The following is a 16154-nucleotide window of genomic DNA, read 5'->3' as shown; positions in this document are numbered from 1 at the left end:
TGAAATCTATGCCGAATAACCAAAAGAAACCTACACTTAGTAAGCACTTATGGGTAATCTATACGTTATCCGTGATATTACTCGCATTGATCTGGTATTACGAGTGGATGTTAGGTGTTTTCATGACTATATTACTCTTAGCCTCCATATACTATTCCATTCGAACAGAAAGAACTTTGATAGATAAAACGGAAGCGTATATTTCAACGATTTCCCATAGGGTTAAAAAAGTAGGGGAAGAGGCACTACTTGAAATGCCTTTTGGAATTATACTGTTTAATGACGATTATAAAATTGAGTGGTCTAATCCCTATATGAATAAATTAAGTGAGAAGGATTCTATTGTAGGTGAATCCTTAAATATCATTTCTGAACAACTAATTCCCATGATTAAAGAGGATAAGGAAGAGGTTTTAGTTGAGTTAAATGAATTAAAATTTCTCACTATGATTCGTAAAGAAGAGAAGTTGCTATACTTTTTTGATCGAACGGCGCAAGTGGAACTTAAAGCTAAATATGAAAGTGAACAAACCGTTTTAGCTGTTATCTTTTTAGATAATTATGAGGAAATCACCCAAAACATGGATGATACGGCTAAAAGCCAATTGAACTCCCAGGTAACATCGGTATTAAATAATTGGGCTAGTGAATATGGCCTTTATTTGAAACGTACCTCACAGGAACGTTTTTTAGCAGTAGGAACGAAACAAATATTACAACAACTGGAAAAGGTTAAATTTGATATATTAGATGAAGTTCGAGAGTTGATAGTTGAACAGAATAATCCTGTTACACTAAGTATAGGAGTAGGGACAGGTAATTTGCCTTTACCAGATTTGGGTGAACTAGCACAATCATGTTTAGACCTTGCTTTAGGTCGTGGTGGTGACCAAGTGGCAATTAAGGATGAGTCTGGCAAGGTCCGTTTTTATGGCGGAAAAACAAATCCAATGGAAAAACGGACTCGAGTTAGAGCTAGAGTTATTTCTCATGCGCTGACCGAGCTTGTAAAAACGAGTGATAATGTTATTATTATGGGTCATAAATCCCCAGATATGGATTCATTAGGGTCTGCGATTGGTATTTTAAATATTGCCAAAGCGAATAATGCAAAAGGTTATATCGTATTTGATCCAGATGATGTAGACACAGGTGTTCATCGTTTAGTAGATGCTTTAAAAGCAGACGAAGAGCTATGGCGATATTTTATAGAGCCATTTGAAGCGGAGGAAATCATGACAAGCCAGAGTCTCATTGTTGTGGTAGATACGCATAAGCCTTCTATGGTAGCAGATGCCAGTCTCTTAAACAAAACTGACAATACAGTTGTAATTGACCATCACCGAAGAGGGGAAGACTTTATCGGAAATCCTACATTAGTTTACATGGAACCTTATGCTTCTTCTACTGCCGAGCTAGTTACGGAGTTATTGGAATATCAGCCAAAAAGTTTAAAATTAAAAATGGTTGAAGCAACAGCCCTGTTAGCTGGAATTATTGTCGATACGAAGAGTTTTACATTAAGAACGGGATCACGAACCTTTGATGCGGCATCTTATTTACGTTCAAGAGGTGCGGATACTGTTCTCGTTCAGCAGTTTATGAAAGAAGACATTGATTTGTATATAAAACGTGCTAAATTAATTGAACGTGCAGAGATTTTCAAAGGTAATATAGCTATAGCGAAAGCAGAATCAGGGGAAATATTTGGTCCTGTATTAATAGCACAAGCTGCTGATACATTACTTACGATGACAGGTATTACAGCTTCCTTCGTTATATCAGAACGGGACGATGGTAGAATAGGTATAAGTGCAAGGTCGTTAGGCAAAGTGAATGTACAAGTTATCATGGAAAAAATGAATGGTGGCGGTCATTTAACGAATGCAGCAACTCAGATAGAAGATACAACGATTGATGATGCTACTGAGCTTTTAAAAGATATTATAACGGAATATTTAGAGGGGAGAGAATCGGAATGAGAGTAATATTTCTTAAAGATGTTAAAGGAAAAGGCAAAAAAGGAGATGTAAAAAACGTTTCAGATGGTTATGCACGTAATTTCTTATTAAAGAATAACTTAGCCGAAGAAGCGACTCCTGGTAATTTAAAAGCACTTGAGGCGAAAAAGAAAAAAGATGCTGCAATCGAACAAAAAGAAAAAGATGATGCAGTTAAATTGAAAGAAGAGATTGAGAATTTAACAGTGGAAATTAAGGCTAAATCAGGAGATAGTGGCAGATTATTTGGATCTATTACAAGTAAACAAATTGCAGATGTTTTAAATAAAAACTATGGATATAAAATTGATAAAAGGAAAATTGAGTTAGACCAACCCATTAGGTCTTTAGGATACACGAATGTTCCTGTAAAATTACATCATGAAGTATCTGGAACTATCAAAGTTCATGTAGTGGAACAATAAAGTAAATACTTTATAAAATAAAAGGAAGGAAATCGGCTTAGTGCCGATTTCTTCTGCTTCAAAGACACCAACTTCAATATATAAATCAACGCATCCAAAATCTTCAACTAATACTTTGTTTTCAGAGTGAGGATCAAAAGGACCGAGGTCGGCAAATGCGCTATCACCAACGAAGAAATGTGAAGTGTCATTTTCACCGGACTTTTTGAACATCCTCTAACAGATAAATTTCTAAGTAGAGCTAAAGGGAGAGAACGAAAAAACTATGAGCCAAACATGGAATGAACGTACACCGCCTCATAATATGGAGGCTGAGCAATCCGTTATCGGTGCTGTTTTTCTAGAACCTGAGGCCTTTTCTACAGCATCAGAAAAATTAGTTCCCGAAGATTTTTATCGTGCCGCACATCAAAGAATCTTTGCAGCTATGATGAAACTTGCAGATCGTGGGGAGCCTATAGATGTCATTACAGTTACATCTTACCTAAATGATGCTAAACAACTAGATGAAGTTGGTGGAGTTGTATATCTCACACAACTAGCTGAAAGTGTCCCAACCGCGGCTAATATAGAATATTATTGTAAGATTGTAGAGGAAAAGGCACTTTTAAGACGTCTCATTCGAACAGCTACTGATATTGTGACTTCCAGTTTTGAAAAGGAAGACGATGTAGCAGATGTTCTAAATGACGCGGAAAAAGGGATACTAGAGGTTTCCAGTCGAAAAAACTCAGGAGCATTCAAATCTATTAAAGATGTATTAATAGATGTATATGATAATATTGAGAGATTACATCAACAAAACGGGGATGTAACAGGAATACCAACTGGCTTTAGAGATTTGGATAAAATTACATCAGGGTTTCAACGGAATGATCTTATCATTATCGCAGCACGCCCATCGGTAGGTAAAACGGCGTTTGCTTTGAATGTTGCCCAAAGTGTTGCAGTGAATACAGACGAAAACGTCGCGATATTCAGTCTAGAAATGGGTGCGGATCAATTGGTTCAACGTATGCTTTGTGCGGAAGGAAATATCGATGCTCAGAGATTGCGTAATGGACAATTAGAGGCAGAAGACTGGACAAAACTAACGATGGCAATGGGGTCTTTATCTAATGCTGGAATCTATATTGATGACTCCCCAGGTATACGAGTTAGTGAAATTCGTTCTAAATGTCGTCGTTTAAAACAGGAACATGGTCTTGGTATGATATTGATTGATTACCTACAATTAATTCAGGGAAGTGGAAATTCAGGAGAAAACCGTCAACAAGAGGTTTCCGAGATATCGAGATCGTTAAAAGGATTAGCGCGTGAATTAGATGTGCCACTAATAGCCTTATCACAGTTATCTCGTGGTGTAGAATCCCGTCAAGATAAACGGCCGATGATGTCTGACTTACGTGAATCGGGAAGTATAGAGCAGGATGCGGATATTGTTGGTTTCTTATATCGAGATGATTACTATGATAAAGAATCCGAAAAGCAAAATATCATTGAAATCATACTTGCAAAACAACGTAATGGTCCAGTTGGTACGGTTGAGCTTGCCTTTGTGAAAGAATACAATAAATTCGTAGACTTAGATCATAGATATAGCACAAGTGATATCCCGCCAGTAGCGATGTCATAAGAATAAAAAACAGCCTCACTAGGCTGTTTTTTATGTTAAGCCTTTTGTCATAATTGGGTATAAATTGCCGCTTAAAGCAAATGTGGCTCTACCTGTTTCCTCAGATACAACGAGAACTAATGTATCAGTTAATTCTGTAATTCCGATTGCTGCGCGATGTCTAGTTCCAACTTTTAAATGGATTTCTTTTGTTGACAGTGGAAGAACATTTCCAGCTGAAACAATCCTATCTTTACAGATTAAAACCGCTCCATCATGCAAGGGATTACCCGTATAAAAGATAGACTCTAGTAAAGGGGAGGATAACTTTGCTTGAACGTTAATTCCAGAATGGATAAAGGAATCTAAATGATCATGGCGTTGAATAACAATAAGTGCTCCATGATTTCGTTTAGATAGATGTTGAATAGCGGTAGACAGTACCTCGAATTGATCAGTAAATGGAGCAAGAAAACTCCGTAAATAAAAAGATGCTGCATTTACTTGAACATCATGAAAGAGCTGATGAAGTTCTTCAAAGTCATTAAGAATATCTGTTTTCGTAATATCAGTATGTTCAAGCATGTTATGGATTTGATTAGATAGAATTTCTAGATTTCCTCTTAATTGTGTTATTAAAGGAATAGGCAAGTTAGTGTTTGGCATTCATTAACACCCCATGTTTAATATAAACATTATTTTTTGCTATATGATTGTTATTATACAGAGTTATTATGTAAATTATTTAGTTAGATGAAATTAGCCCAAATAAAGACATATTGTTTAATTTGCGGTAAAATAGAGTAAGCAATTGCAAAAGGAAGTGAGAGTATGGCTCAGAAGATTTTAGTAGTTGATGATGAACAGCCAATTGCAGATATATTACAATTCAACTTAGAAAAAGAAGGATACCAGGTTATTTGTGCGTACGATGGTGATGATGCCATCAAATTAGCAGAAAATGAAAAACCTGATTTAATTTTATTAGATATAATGCTTCCAAATAAAGATGGAAATGAAGTATTACGTGAAATTAGAAAAACACAAACAATGCCAATTATTATGTTAACGGCAAAGGATTCTGAAATAGATAAAGTATTAGGTTTAGAACTTGGAGCGGATGACTATGTGACAAAGCCTTTCAGTAACCGCGAATTAATTGCCCGAGTAAAGGCAAATTTACGTAGACAACAAGTTCCTGACGTTGAACCTGAAAAGGAATCTAGCGACATAGAAATTGGTAACTTAACAATACATCCAGATGCTTATGTAGTGTCACGAGATGGAATTCAAATAGAGCTTACACACCGTGAATTCGAATTACTACATTATTTAGCTCGACATATCGGACAGGTTATGACTCGTGAACATCTACTTGAAACGGTATGGGGCTATGATTATTTCGGTGATGTTCGTACGGTGGATGTAACCGTTAGAAGACTACGTGAGAAAATTGAGGAGAACCCTAGTAATCCGACTTGGATTATCACTCGACGAGGTGTTGGGTATTATTTACGTAATCCTGAACAGGAGTAATGTTGCATGAATAAAGTTGGTTTTTTCCGTTCTATACAATTAAAATTCATTATTATATACATTCTATTACTGTTATTAGCAATGCAGGTAATAGGTACCTTTTTTATGAAAAAGCTTGAAGATGAGCTCTTAATGAACTACACCGAATCGATTAGTGAGCGTATGGACCTGCTTAGTTATAATTTAGAACAAGCTTTTAATAAGGAAAGAACGGAAGACGGGGAAGGACTAACATTACATCAAGAAGTTCAGCAAATAGTAGATGAGATAAGTATTGATACAGCATTAACAAGTATTCAGGTGATTAATAATCAAGGTCGTATTATTGGGACTAATGATTCTAACTATCAGAAAGATATTGGTAAGAAAACAAGTCAGGATATTATTGATAATGCGTTATTCTTTAATTCCTTTAAAGACGATATCATGTTGGATGAGGAAACACAGGAGCGTGTATATGTACAAGCATTACCTTTATATGACAAAGAAGGTACAGTTGTCGGTATTATCTATGCTAAAGCTCCCATTCAAACCGTTTACGACCAATTAAATGAAATTAATGATATTTTTATTCAAGGGTCTATCCTAGCTATAGGTATATCCGCATTTTTAGGCATATTAGTGGCTCGAACCATTACGAAGCCAATAATGGAAATGCGAAGACAGGCACAAATAATGGCTAAAGGGGACTTTACACAGAAAGTAAATGTTTATGGTAAAGATGAGATTGGCCAATTGGCTGAGACTTTTAATGATTTAAATAGTAGATTAAAACACTCCTATGCAACAATTGAAGAGGAACGGCGAAAACTAAGCTCGGTACTATTGAACATGTCAGATGGAGTTATCTCAATTGATAATTCTGGAATCATCACGCTGACAAATGAATCTGCTGGAAGATTAATCGGTCAAAATCCTGATGATATTATCGGGGATTACTTTTTAGATGTTTTACAATTAGAAGATAAAATTGTTGATATAACGGAGCTCCAAGATAGTGGTTCCATTATTATTGATTTTAGTGAAGATGATGAACCTTTATTAATTCGGGCTAACTTCTCTACTGTAGTTGACGATGAGGACGAAATAACTGGGTTTATTGCTGTTTTAAGCGATGTAACAGAACAAGAAAAGGTAGAACAAGAACGACGAGAGTTTGTTTCAAATGTATCTCATGAACTAAGAACACCTTTAACGACGATGAAGAGTTACATTGAGGCATTAACAGAAGGGGCTTGGCAAGATAAAGAAATTGCTCCACGCTTTTTAAATGTTGCACAAAACGAGACAGACCGTATGATTAGAATGGTCAATGATCTATTGCAATTATCTAAGCTGGATCAAGATGAATATCCAATGCATAAGGAACGAACGGAATTTATAGGTTATTTCCATCACGTGATAGATCGATTAGAAATGAATATTCCGGAGCAACTTACTTTTAAACGTGAACTACCTAAAGGCCTGTTTTATGTTTGGATTGATAAAGATAAAATGACCCAAGTATTGGATAATATTATTTCAAATGCAATTAAATATTCCCCTGAGGGTGGAGAAATCCGACTTAAGGTAGAGCAGAAAAGACATCACTTGTTGATAAGTGTAAAAGACGAAGGAATAGGAATAGCGTACGATAAATTAGACAAGATATTTGAACGTTTTTATCGTGCTGACAAGGCAAGATCAAGAAAATTAGGTGGAACGGGATTAGGACTAGCAATTACAAAAGAACTCATTGAAGCCCACCACGGTAAAATTTGGGCTAAAAGTAAAGAAGGTAAAGGGACAACTATTCTCTTTACACTTCCGCTGATGAATCAGAAGCGGAGGGGTAGATGATGAAACTTGAAACGATAAAATCATTTATTTTAATCTTTTTAATAGGAACTAGTTTATTACTTACGTTTGGAATGTGGAATTATAAACCAAGTATAGAACTATTAAGTGATGCGAAGCCTGAGGATTTTAGTCTAAATGGTACGGAGGAGTCCATTCGTACACTCATTGAACCGAGGCAAATAGTTTTTCAAGTTTTAAATCAGCATTATGGGTTCAAAAATCCAGTAGAACAAAGCGACTTTTTTAAGGAAATTCAACAATGGGAATTGTATAACTTTGAATTAGAAAAGATAGAGGACAATAATCGTGCACATGATGTAGAGATTACTTTTCCCACTCCTTTACCAATGGAATTATTAGATAATATTTTTACCTTTCAAGTTAACAATTTAGAATTACCAATATGGTCATTTGATAAGGTTTATCTCACATTGGATAAGGAATTACGTGTTATAAGAGTTGAGTTTCCTTCTATAGATGGAAGGGATAAAGCTGTTGCTGTTATCCAAGACAGAAAGAACTATGAAGAATTAGCATCTTATTTAGAAAAACAAGATCTTAGAAAATTATCTGTATTTAAAAATGGAAACGATAGGTCTATATATATTCCTGAAGGACCTATAAAATTAACAAGACAAACAAAGACATTCAGTAAAATCAATCCGAATAATCTAGTTGATGTATTATTTTCAGATCCCTCTATTGTAAGACAATCGAATTATACTAATCTAGGGACAACGTATTTTACGGATAGTAGCCAAATGAGTGTGACACAAGATGAAGCAAGAATAGAGTATATCAGTCCAGGTTCGATTAATGAAAATCAAGAACCCTTATTTGCAGAGGATTTATTAAACAAAAGTATTTCAGACATAAACTCCTACCAGGGATGGACAGAAACATTTAAATTAATGGATATTAATACAAATGAAAATGTCATTCGTTATCAGATGTATTATAGTGGATATCCAGTATTTAGTCCTTTAAGCATTATGGAACAAAGATGGGGACAACGATTAATAGAGTATAATCGTCCGCTTTTCCGTAGCAATAACTCTCTTAGTGATAATGAGGTTACACTACCTTCTAGTGATGAAATCTTAGATTATCTGAAGCAAAATTATAAACTTGAAGATATAAACGATATACAAATTGGATATCAACTAAATTATGAGAAGGATGAAAACATTATCGTCTATGAACCAAGTTGGTTTATACAACAGCAAATTAATAAAGAGTGGATTCCAATTAATCCTAAAGAAAATGAAAAATAAAAAGGGGGGACTAAGAGATGCAATGGGGTCATATAAAAACACTATTTATCCTTAGTTTCCTAATTCTTAATATCTATTTAGTCTTTCAATTTGTTCATAAGCAGCAAGATGCCGATCTAGGGATTATTTTTAGCCAAGAAACGACAATCGAAGACCAATTAGAAGCAGATAATATAAGTCTTCCTGAATTGGATACGAATGTAAAAGAAGAAACATATATTTTAACTTCGGAAAGAGTTTTTGATGAAAAAGAATTAGAAAAGATTCAAAATAAAGATGGGCAACAAACAGCTGTTATTAATGGTAATTCTATTGTATCTCAACTAGATGATCCAATACCTATCCCGAAGAATGCTACAAAACAAGAAATATCTGATTTAGTAAAAGGTCAAATATTTTTTCCGGACGAATTCGTATATTGGGATTGGTATAAGGATTTAAATGTGTTGATTTTCTTCCAGCAAATTGAAGGTCGTACGGTGTATTATAATGAACATGGACCTGGCCTTTTATTGGTCTATTTAAATGATAAAAATGAAATAACACATTATACAGAAACCTTATTAAGTAAAACAGATGCTCAAGGTTCTGGTTCTAAGCCATTAATTCAGCAAATGCAAGCTATTGAAGCATTATATAATTCAAACGATTTGCATCCTAATGATAAAGTAACAAAAATAGAGTTAGGATATTATTCCAGGTTAATTGAAGAGGGAGAGCAAGTATTTGCTCCTACATGGAATGTAACGGTAAATGGCGGGGAGCGTAATTACTTTATTAATGCTATTGAAGGTTTTACATTCTCCAGCTTCGATAAAACTTTTCTTAATACTATGATTGAAGATAACATCTATAAGATTCATTCTTTAGATGATAAAGATGAGAAGAAATTTGAACCATTTTTAGACTTGTTAAACAAAAAGCAACAGTTCAAAAATCGGAGTGAAATAGAAAAATGACTTTACGTTTTAGTGTATTAGCATCTGGGAGTACAGGAAATGCCTTTTATATCGAATCAGAACGGCAGAAGTTATTAGTGGATGCTGGTTTAAGTGGAAAGAAGCTTACTGAATTATTTCAAAAAATCCAGGTAGATCCGTCTGATCTATCTGGTATTTTAGTTACACATGAGCATAGTGATCATATTAAAGGATTAGGAATCTTTGCACGCAAATACAATCTACCAATCTATGCAAATGAAAAAACGTGGAAAGCTATGGATAAGTCAATTGGAAAATTGTCAGTAGATCAAAGGTTTTTATTTCAGATGGAAGAAGTTAAGACCTTTGAGGATATGGATGTAGAATCATTTGGTGTATCCCATGATGCAGCAGAACCAATGTTTTATACATTTCACAGTAACGGGAAGAAAGTGGCGCTTGTGACAGACTTAGGTTATGTTTCTGAGCGAATTAAGAAGACCGTGGAAGACGCAGATGCCTATATCTTTGAAGCGAATCATGATGTGGAAATGCTACGTATGGGCAGGTATCCTTGGAGTGTAAAACGTCGAATTTTAGGGGACTCCGGCCATGTTTCTAATGAAGATAGTGGATTAGCATTAGCAGATATTATTAGTAATCGTACAAAGCGAATTTATTTAGCACACTTAAGTTTAGATAACAATATGAAAGATCTAGCACGTATGTCTGTTGATCAAGTACTTCAAGAACGCGGAATTAACATTGGTTTATATGACACGGATCCAGAAGAGCCAACATCATTATTTGAAGTAAGTTAATTTTCCCGTGTATTTTCCCTAAAAGTAGGAAAACTACTGTAATAGTAAATACTAATAAAAAGAGGGAAAATATATGGGCTATTATAACGAAGGGTATCCCCCAAATCCACATCGTAGAAAGAAACGCAAATATTATTGGGTTTTATCCATGTTAGTTGGACTAGGTATTGGAGTATTTCTCGCAGTTCAAGTTATACCATCTTTTGCTGGAACACAAAATGAAAAGACAGAGAGCTTCAATAAAGTGAATATGGAGCAGAATGGTCAGGGTGAAATTCCTGGTGAAATCATTAATACTTCTGTTAATGTAGATGTCTCCACTCAAATTACTGAAATAGTGAATAAGGTTACCCCAGCAGTTGTAGGTGTTTCGAATCTCATGGAAAGTGCTGATTATTGGCATCAATCAGAGGTAAGCGAGGTTGCTACAGGGTCTGGGGTTATCTATAAGGTAAAAGATGGAAATGCTTATGTTGTGACAAACCATCATGTTATTGAAGGTGCAGATGAGGTTGAGGTTATATTATATAATGAAACCTCCATTCCAGCAGAGATAATCGGAAGCGATATTTTTACCGATTTAGCTGTATTACGAATGGACGCCTCAAATGTAGAAAAGGTAATAGATATTGGTTCATCCGGTAATGTTAAGGTAGGCGAACCTGCTATTGCGATAGGAAATCCTCTTGGTCATATGTTCTCAAGTACAGTAACACAAGGTGTAATAAGTGGAAAAGAACGTACGATACCACAAGATTTTGATCAAGATGGTAGAGCGGATTGGCAGGCGGAAGTAATTCAAACAGATGCGGCAATCAACCCGGGTAACAGTGGTGGGGCACTTATTAATATTTCCGGCCAATTAATTGGTATTAATTCGATGAAAATTAACCAAGAAGCGGTGGAAGGAATTGCTTTTTCTATTCCCATCGACTTTGCACTGCCAGTTATGAATGAATTAGAGAATACCGGAGAAGTGGTTCGGCCATACTTAGGCGTAGAAATCTATTCACTAGATGAAGTCCCGCAAGCGGAATGGAAGGATACTTTAAAACTACCTAAGGATGTAGAAGGCGGAGTATATGTTTGGACTGTCGAACCGTTATCCCCGGCTGATAGAGCTGGTTTAAAGCAGTTGGACGTAATTACTGCACTAGATGATAAACCAACAATGTCAATGATTGATTTACGCAAGATTTTATATCAAGAAAAGAAAATTGGGGAAAAGGTAAAAGTAACCTATTATCGCAATGGAAAACGAAAAGAAACAACTTTTGAACTCGGAGCACAATAAAGAACAAAAGCGGAAGCGCCCGTTTAGTGACGTACGGACTGGACTGAGCCGCAGGAGATAAAGGAAACATGCCCCTTCATAGGGGTATGTCGACGTTGGCCGCAAAGGCCGGTTTTAGTCGACCTTCCTTAACAGTGAGTCGATGTTGACTTATCGTACGGAGGTGAGGGAAGTCTCGCTAGGCGCTGGAGCTGGACGTGTCCTTCTTTAAGAAAGAATTTAATAAGCTCATTTGTATACTTCTGTTCATAAATTTATACACAAGAAAACAGCTATCTTCTGGATGGAAGATAGCTGTTTGTTATTCACAGGTATTATCCACAGCGTGTGGATATACCTGTAGATAAATACAATATATGGTATAGAAAGAATGTTCGGTAACAAAATAACTACGAACATTTGTGCATATGTTGATAAGTTTGTGGATAAATAGCAATAATGTGGAATAAAAGTGCTGTTATTAACTAATTATCAACAGATTTCCAATAATGGTTAATTGTATTTATAAACTGCTAACAATAAAAGAAGCATTACAAAATCTAGCCTAGCTTCAAATAAGAAGTGTAAGAAGGCTCCACTTGAAAGCAGAGGTAATTTGGTCAGAAGAACGGCAGCTAACATAATAACAATTAGTATGGACGAAGCCTTTCTTATATACATTCGAGCACAAATTAAAGTCCCACACACAATTTCTGCTATTGCAACGAGAAACAATAAGAGTTCTGGATAAGGAATACCCAAATTCGCAAAAATTATTTTAAAATCACCATTAATTAATTTAATAACTCCTGATGTGATAAAAACGTAGCCAATTGCATAACAAACCCACCTTGTCATCTGCATCTCTTTCTCAACCCCCTAAATACATTATTACTATATTCATATGCTAAAAGGTGGACAACATTGACAAGCAGTTGATGTGTTTCCTGTTTTTGTGGATATCTTAAATGGTTACATAGAAAAAATACCAGCCTACTTAATGCGAAAGAGACTGGTATTTTTAATGATCAATATTAAATGGTATAGTCCTATTTCTCTTTACCTTATAGTGAAAGGTGCTATCCTTAATTCAAGATTGGCAGTCTACTGCTATAGAAAAATCACCCTATCTTTCCTTTTTCCTTTTACTCCAATCATATGGTTTGTTTATCCACTTCCCAATAGGATAAATTAAAAATAAAAGCACAGAAAAAATAATGTTGTCAACCCAATGTATGTCACTGTTAAAAATGAATTGCTTTACGGTTAAAAAAAGAAATGCAATTATTGGGATTCCAATATTCTTTTTAAACATACTATCCTCCCCATAAGAAGCTATAATTTATTGCTTCCTTTATAAGTAAAAAATAAAAAAAGTAGAAAGATTATCCCCAAGCTTTTGTTATAAGTCTTTTTACAACTTTATGTATGTGTTATGTTCAGCCATTTCATAATGGACTCCGTTATCTCTTCTTTTTACTCTGTTTCCTTGTATTTAATATAACCATGCCTCCAATAATCGCAGAAAAAACAGCCAAGAAAACTATTATGAGTTCATTATCCAACATAATCACCTCGTGTATTTGAAAGTATTTATTTAGGCTAACTCCTTAACAAACTTGACCTTTAGCTCCATAATTCATAATAATAAGTAAAACTAATGAGCAATGATTACACAATTTCCTTTTCAAAAATAAGCTGCAACTTCAATGTCAGTCCGTATAAATCTACTTCCCGAAAACAACAGCATTACCAGCACTAATCAATTAATAATAAATACTGAAATCAATAAACTGATTGCAATGAAAATATATGCGATTTGTATGATTATGTACATTGTAAATTCAAGGGTTGAAAGTTTTCTTTGTTTTTTAGTCTTTTCTAAATGCCGTAAATAGAATGCGGAACTCAAAACAAGTAATGTGCTAGCAACTGCACGTAAAATTTCTACAAAGATGATCAAGTATATTAGCCCCTTTCCCGAACATTGGAACTAAAATTTGGATTTTAATAATCTAACCTTGGTTCCCCGATATCCCTTCAGTTTTAAATTATTTTCACTATGGAGCAAAGCCGATTTGACCAGTGAACAATAAGATAATCACAATGATCCAAAATATAAAGAAAGACGATGAGAGGATTAAAGAAATAATAGGGATTACATTTTTCTCCGTTTTCTTAACTATTCCAATGAGGGATAGTACGATGCCAGTTCCCGTAAGTAAAAATGTTATATTATCACCAACTGAATTCCCGATATTTGCTATTCTTGTCGGCGTTATAAATACAATAAAAAAGCAAATAATGCCATTAACCAAAGAAATATAGCTAATGATACTATGCTTCTTTGATGTAATATTGTTCTTCAAATAATCACAGCCCTCCGTGGTCACAGTTGCTCCTTTTTCATGCAGACGGCGAGCAATGGCCCGGCCAATCCCCGAACGCCCTCCTGGTCACTAGCGCCACCTTATTTTCAAAATGCTTCATTTGCTATGTCATTATAATGTGTCTCCTTATTAAACAAATCCCGCCCGCTCACTCACTTAATCTCTCCTTCCCATACTAACATAATATTCGAATAACATTTTTGTATAAAAGAAAAAGACGCCTTCCTATTAAAGAAAAGCGCCCATTAATGGAACATCTAGTTAGTATTTAACAAGAAAATATTTTGACTCGCTTAAATGGATAAATCAAATGATAAAAACTCAGGCAGTTGTTGTTCACGCTTGTCAAGCATAATCTGTTCTGGTTTGATGCCCTGCTCACGTAGTACTTCAATGTTCTGCACGAGGAATTCATCGCTACCGACAACATAGAAGAGTCCATCCTTGTCTGCAGCAAGATTTTTCACTTCTTCATAGTAGTCTTTACGGTTATCGACAAACTGTGATGTGAACTTCTTGTCAGGCGCGGATTCAAAAATATTAGGGAATAAGAATTCTTTTGCTGAATCAATGTTCAGGGAATGAATTTGATTGACGTTGTCAGCACGTTCGAAATAATCAAGTACAAGCGGTCTAAAAGTTGCTAGGCCAACACCCGATGACAGCAGGTAAACATTTTTGTTTTCTCTTTTAAGTGGTACATTCGAATGGGTTTTAAATATTGCAACTTCATTGCCGACTTCAAGGTTTCTTAAAATCGATTTAAACTCAGAGCACTGCTCTCTGATGCGTGTTGTGATACCGATTGAATTTTCATGTGGTAAAGTGGAGATGGACATGTGGCGAATTAAGCTGCGGTTTGGTTTATCTCCGGCATTAAAACCTTCCAGTCCGAAGTGTGTATGGGAACCTTCTTCCCATGTAAAGTCTTCCGGACAGTCAAGCAGGTACGTTTTAACTTCAGGCGTTTCATCAATAATTTTATTTATTTTAGTCCAGTATATTTGCATTATATCTTCTCCTAACTCAATTATTTGTATCGTTACTATCTAATATACAACAATTGATAATAATTCTCAATTAAACGGATTGGTTATTCAGATTCATTATCAGCATATTTTTGTAACCTACTTTCAAAAGTATTTTTCTAGATAATGGCCCACTGCTGAACAGGGCTCTACTAGGTAATTCCACAATCACTCATTCTTTTACAACTAATCAAAAGATTCCTCGTTATCGTCCCATTTCACTTCAACATGAACGACCATATCCTTTCTCATAATCGCTCCAGATCCACCACCCCTTGAAGTAAACTCTTTAACAGAGACAGGTTCATCAAAGGTTTCCGATAAACTACCTCCTCCAGTTGGACCGTTATATTCATAATCTAATTGTTTCATGGAAGCAATTTCGTTTAAATCTCCTTTATATGTTAACTTAAAGGTATACTCATCTTCACTTGAATACGTGTTTATATCATCGGCATCTTTTCCCCATACTTCTTCTGCTTTATATATTAATTCAGCCGACCAGTATTTTCCTTCTCCTACAAATAGATAGTTATGTTGAGTTACCTCTTCATTGTTAGAACAGGCACTTATTAACCCTGTAAATAGAATTAATATAATTATTCTTTTTATTGAAACCCCGCTCCATATATCGATTGCTGTTAAACCGTTGCACTAGTTAGCTTATTGATTTTCCTTTATTTCTTTTAATAAATTTATGATTTCCTCATTTTGTTTAGATGCCTTTCTAAGATGCCCTTCTACTGCTAAAAGTGTGATAACTATGACGACAAAGCCAATGAATATCAATAAAAATCCTCCTACTAATCTGCCATTAAGTTAAGTGTCTTTTTATACAATATTACCATAATGGTTCACCTGTTTAGGGAAAATTAAGACAATTAATTTAGGATTGGCTTCTAAATATTTTAATAAAAAAACTATCCTTAAGAAATGTGAGGATAGTTTTTGTATGTGTCAAGTTTTTCTCGGTGTGTCTTTCACACCAATATTTCCGGCACTCTATTTTTGTACACTTTTTCGGCTACCGCGC

General features: G+C 35.1%; 16 protein-coding genes. 9 read left to right on the top strand and 7 right to left on the bottom strand.

The window, feature by feature from the left end:
- The first annotated feature begins 8 nt into the window (after positions 1-8).
- The 3 genes from KM885_RS08635 to dnaB all read left to right on the top strand — a co-directional run bounded on the left by KM885_RS08635 (position 9) and on the right by dnaB (position 4061).
- Positions 9-1982, top strand: a complete 1974-nt coding sequence (locus KM885_RS08635; protein ID WP_060668968.1) for a DHH family phosphoesterase — start codon at positions 9-11, stop codon at positions 1980-1982.
- Entirely contained in the window at positions 1979-2425 is a 447-nt protein-coding gene (gene rplI / locus KM885_RS08630) for a 50S ribosomal protein L9 (protein ID WP_060668969.1), read from the top strand. Before KM885_RS08635 ends, rplI begins: the two co-directional genes overlap by 4 nt.
- Before the next feature lie 265 nt (positions 2426-2690).
- Entirely contained in the window at positions 2691-4061 is a 1371-nt protein-coding gene (gene dnaB, locus KM885_RS08625) for a replicative DNA helicase (protein WP_047186180.1), read from the top strand.
- Between the two features lie 30 nt (positions 4062-4091).
- Here the strand turns inward: dnaB and cdaS are convergent, their stop codons facing one another.
- The gene (gene cdaS, locus KM885_RS08620; protein WP_145524157.1) at positions 4092-4706 is read right to left on the bottom strand and encodes a sporulation-specific diadenylate cyclase CdaS; all 615 of its coding nucleotides are present in this window, start codon (positions 4704-4706) and stop codon (positions 4092-4094) included.
- Between the two features lie 165 nt (positions 4707-4871).
- Here cdaS and yycF point away from each other — a divergent pair, with 165 nt between their 5' ends.
- From yycF to KM885_RS08590, 6 genes are all read left to right on the top strand, one after another.
- A complete protein-coding gene (gene yycF / locus KM885_RS08615; RefSeq protein WP_145524158.1) occupies positions 4872-5576 on the top strand; it encodes a response regulator YycF in 705 nt (234 codons plus the stop codon).
- Positions 5577-5582: 6 nt separating this feature from the next.
- The gene (gene walK / locus KM885_RS08610; RefSeq protein ID WP_047186177.1) at positions 5583-7415 is read left to right on the top strand and encodes a cell wall metabolism sensor histidine kinase WalK; all 1833 of its coding nucleotides are present in this window, start codon (positions 5583-5585) and stop codon (positions 7413-7415) included.
- Positions 7415-8689 carry a YycH family regulatory protein gene (locus KM885_RS08605; RefSeq protein ID WP_047186176.1) on the top strand — a complete coding sequence of 425 codons (1275 nt, stop codon included), beginning with the start codon at positions 7415-7417 and terminating at the stop codon, positions 8687-8689. The genes walK and KM885_RS08605 overlap by 1 nt, the downstream gene beginning before the upstream one ends.
- A gap of 17 nt (positions 8690-8706) precedes the next feature.
- Positions 8707-9648, top strand: coding sequence for a two-component system regulatory protein YycI (locus tag KM885_RS08600; protein ID WP_060668974.1), 942 nt, complete (start codon positions 8707-8709; stop codon positions 9646-9648).
- Positions 9645-10430: an MBL fold metallo-hydrolase gene (locus tag KM885_RS08595; RefSeq protein WP_060668975.1), complete on the top strand. Its 786-nt coding sequence runs from the start codon at positions 9645-9647 to the stop codon at positions 10428-10430. Before KM885_RS08600 ends, KM885_RS08595 begins: the two co-directional genes overlap by 4 nt.
- Before the next feature lie 73 nt (positions 10431-10503).
- Entirely contained in the window at positions 10504-11724 is a 1221-nt protein-coding gene (locus tag KM885_RS08590) for a S1C family serine protease (RefSeq protein ID WP_060668976.1), read from the top strand.
- Positions 11725-12216: 492 nt separating this feature from the next.
- On the opposite strand, the gene KM885_RS08585 is transcribed toward KM885_RS08590, so the two are convergent.
- From KM885_RS08585 to KM885_RS18085, 6 genes are all read right to left on the bottom strand, one after another.
- Positions 12217-12567 (bottom strand): DoxX family protein, encoded by a 351-nt coding sequence (locus tag KM885_RS08585; protein ID WP_060668977.1) that lies wholly within the window; start codon positions 12565-12567, stop codon positions 12217-12219.
- 262 nt (positions 12568-12829) lie between these two features.
- The gene (locus KM885_RS08580; RefSeq protein WP_047186199.1) at positions 12830-13018 is read right to left on the bottom strand and encodes a hypothetical protein; all 189 of its coding nucleotides are present in this window, start codon (positions 13016-13018) and stop codon (positions 12830-12832) included.
- A gap of 745 nt (positions 13019-13763) precedes the next feature.
- A complete protein-coding gene (locus KM885_RS08575) occupies positions 13764-14072 on the bottom strand; it encodes a hypothetical protein (protein ID WP_047186170.1) in 309 nt (102 codons plus the stop codon).
- Positions 14073-14386: 314 nt separating this feature from the next.
- Positions 14387-15103, bottom strand: coding sequence for a ferredoxin reductase domain-containing protein (locus KM885_RS08570; protein ID WP_060668979.1), 717 nt, complete (start codon positions 15101-15103; stop codon positions 14387-14389).
- A gap of 204 nt (positions 15104-15307) precedes the next feature.
- Positions 15308-15493 carry a hypothetical protein gene (locus KM885_RS08565; protein WP_060668980.1) on the bottom strand — a complete coding sequence of 62 codons (186 nt, stop codon included), beginning with the start codon at positions 15491-15493 and terminating at the stop codon, positions 15308-15310.
- A 291-nt stretch (positions 15494-15784) separates the two neighbouring features.
- On the bottom strand, positions 15785-15910 hold the full coding sequence (locus KM885_RS18085) for a hypothetical protein (RefSeq protein ID WP_255376722.1): 126 nt from the start codon (positions 15908-15910) through the stop codon (positions 15785-15787).
- Between the last annotated feature and the right edge of the window lie 244 nt (positions 15911-16154).

Origin of the sequence: Oceanobacillus caeni, assembly GCF_019037185.1 — a bacterium.
GTDB lineage: Bacteria > Bacillota > Bacilli > Bacillales > Amphibacillaceae > Oceanobacillus > Oceanobacillus caeni.
The sequence above is the reverse complement of the archived record's forward strand: the minus strand, read 5'-3'. Positions and strand labels throughout refer to the sequence as shown.

Excerpts from the sequence above, each read along its gene's own strand:
- KM885_RS08635 (WP_060668968.1), top strand. The coding sequence starts at position 9 with ATGCCGAATAACCAAAAGAAACCTACACTTAGTAAGCACTTATGGGTA.
- rplI (WP_060668969.1), top strand. The coding sequence starts at position 1,979 with ATGAGAGTAATATTTCTTAAAGATGTTAAAGGAAAAGGCAAAAAAGGA.
- dnaB (WP_047186180.1), top strand. The coding sequence starts at position 2,691 with ATGAGCCAAACATGGAATGAACGTACACCGCCTCATAATATGGAGGCT.
- cdaS (WP_145524157.1), bottom strand. The coding sequence starts at position 4,706 with ATGCCAAACACTAACTTGCCTATTCCTTTAATAACACAATTAAGAGGA.
- yycF (WP_145524158.1), top strand. The coding sequence starts at position 4,872 with ATGGCTCAGAAGATTTTAGTAGTTGATGATGAACAGCCAATTGCAGAT.
- walK (WP_047186177.1), top strand. The coding sequence starts at position 5,583 with ATGAATAAAGTTGGTTTTTTCCGTTCTATACAATTAAAATTCATTATT.
- KM885_RS08605 (WP_047186176.1), top strand. The coding sequence starts at position 7,415 with ATGAAACTTGAAACGATAAAATCATTTATTTTAATCTTTTTAATAGGA.
- KM885_RS08600 (WP_060668974.1), top strand. The coding sequence starts at position 8,707 with ATGCAATGGGGTCATATAAAAACACTATTTATCCTTAGTTTCCTAATT.
- KM885_RS08595 (WP_060668975.1), top strand. The coding sequence starts at position 9,645 with ATGACTTTACGTTTTAGTGTATTAGCATCTGGGAGTACAGGAAATGCC.
- KM885_RS08590 (WP_060668976.1), top strand. The coding sequence starts at position 10,504 with ATGGGCTATTATAACGAAGGGTATCCCCCAAATCCACATCGTAGAAAG.
- KM885_RS08585 (WP_060668977.1), bottom strand. The coding sequence starts at position 12,567 with ATGCAGATGACAAGGTGGGTTTGTTATGCAATTGGCTACGTTTTTATC.
- KM885_RS08580 (WP_047186199.1), bottom strand. The coding sequence starts at position 13,018 with ATGTTTAAAAAGAATATTGGAATCCCAATAATTGCATTTCTTTTTTTA.
- KM885_RS08570 (WP_060668979.1), bottom strand. The coding sequence starts at position 15,103 with ATGCAAATATACTGGACTAAAATAAATAAAATTATTGATGAAACGCCT.
- KM885_RS08565 (WP_060668980.1), bottom strand. The coding sequence starts at position 15,493 with ATGAAACAATTAGATTATGAATATAACGGTCCAACTGGAGGAGGTAGT.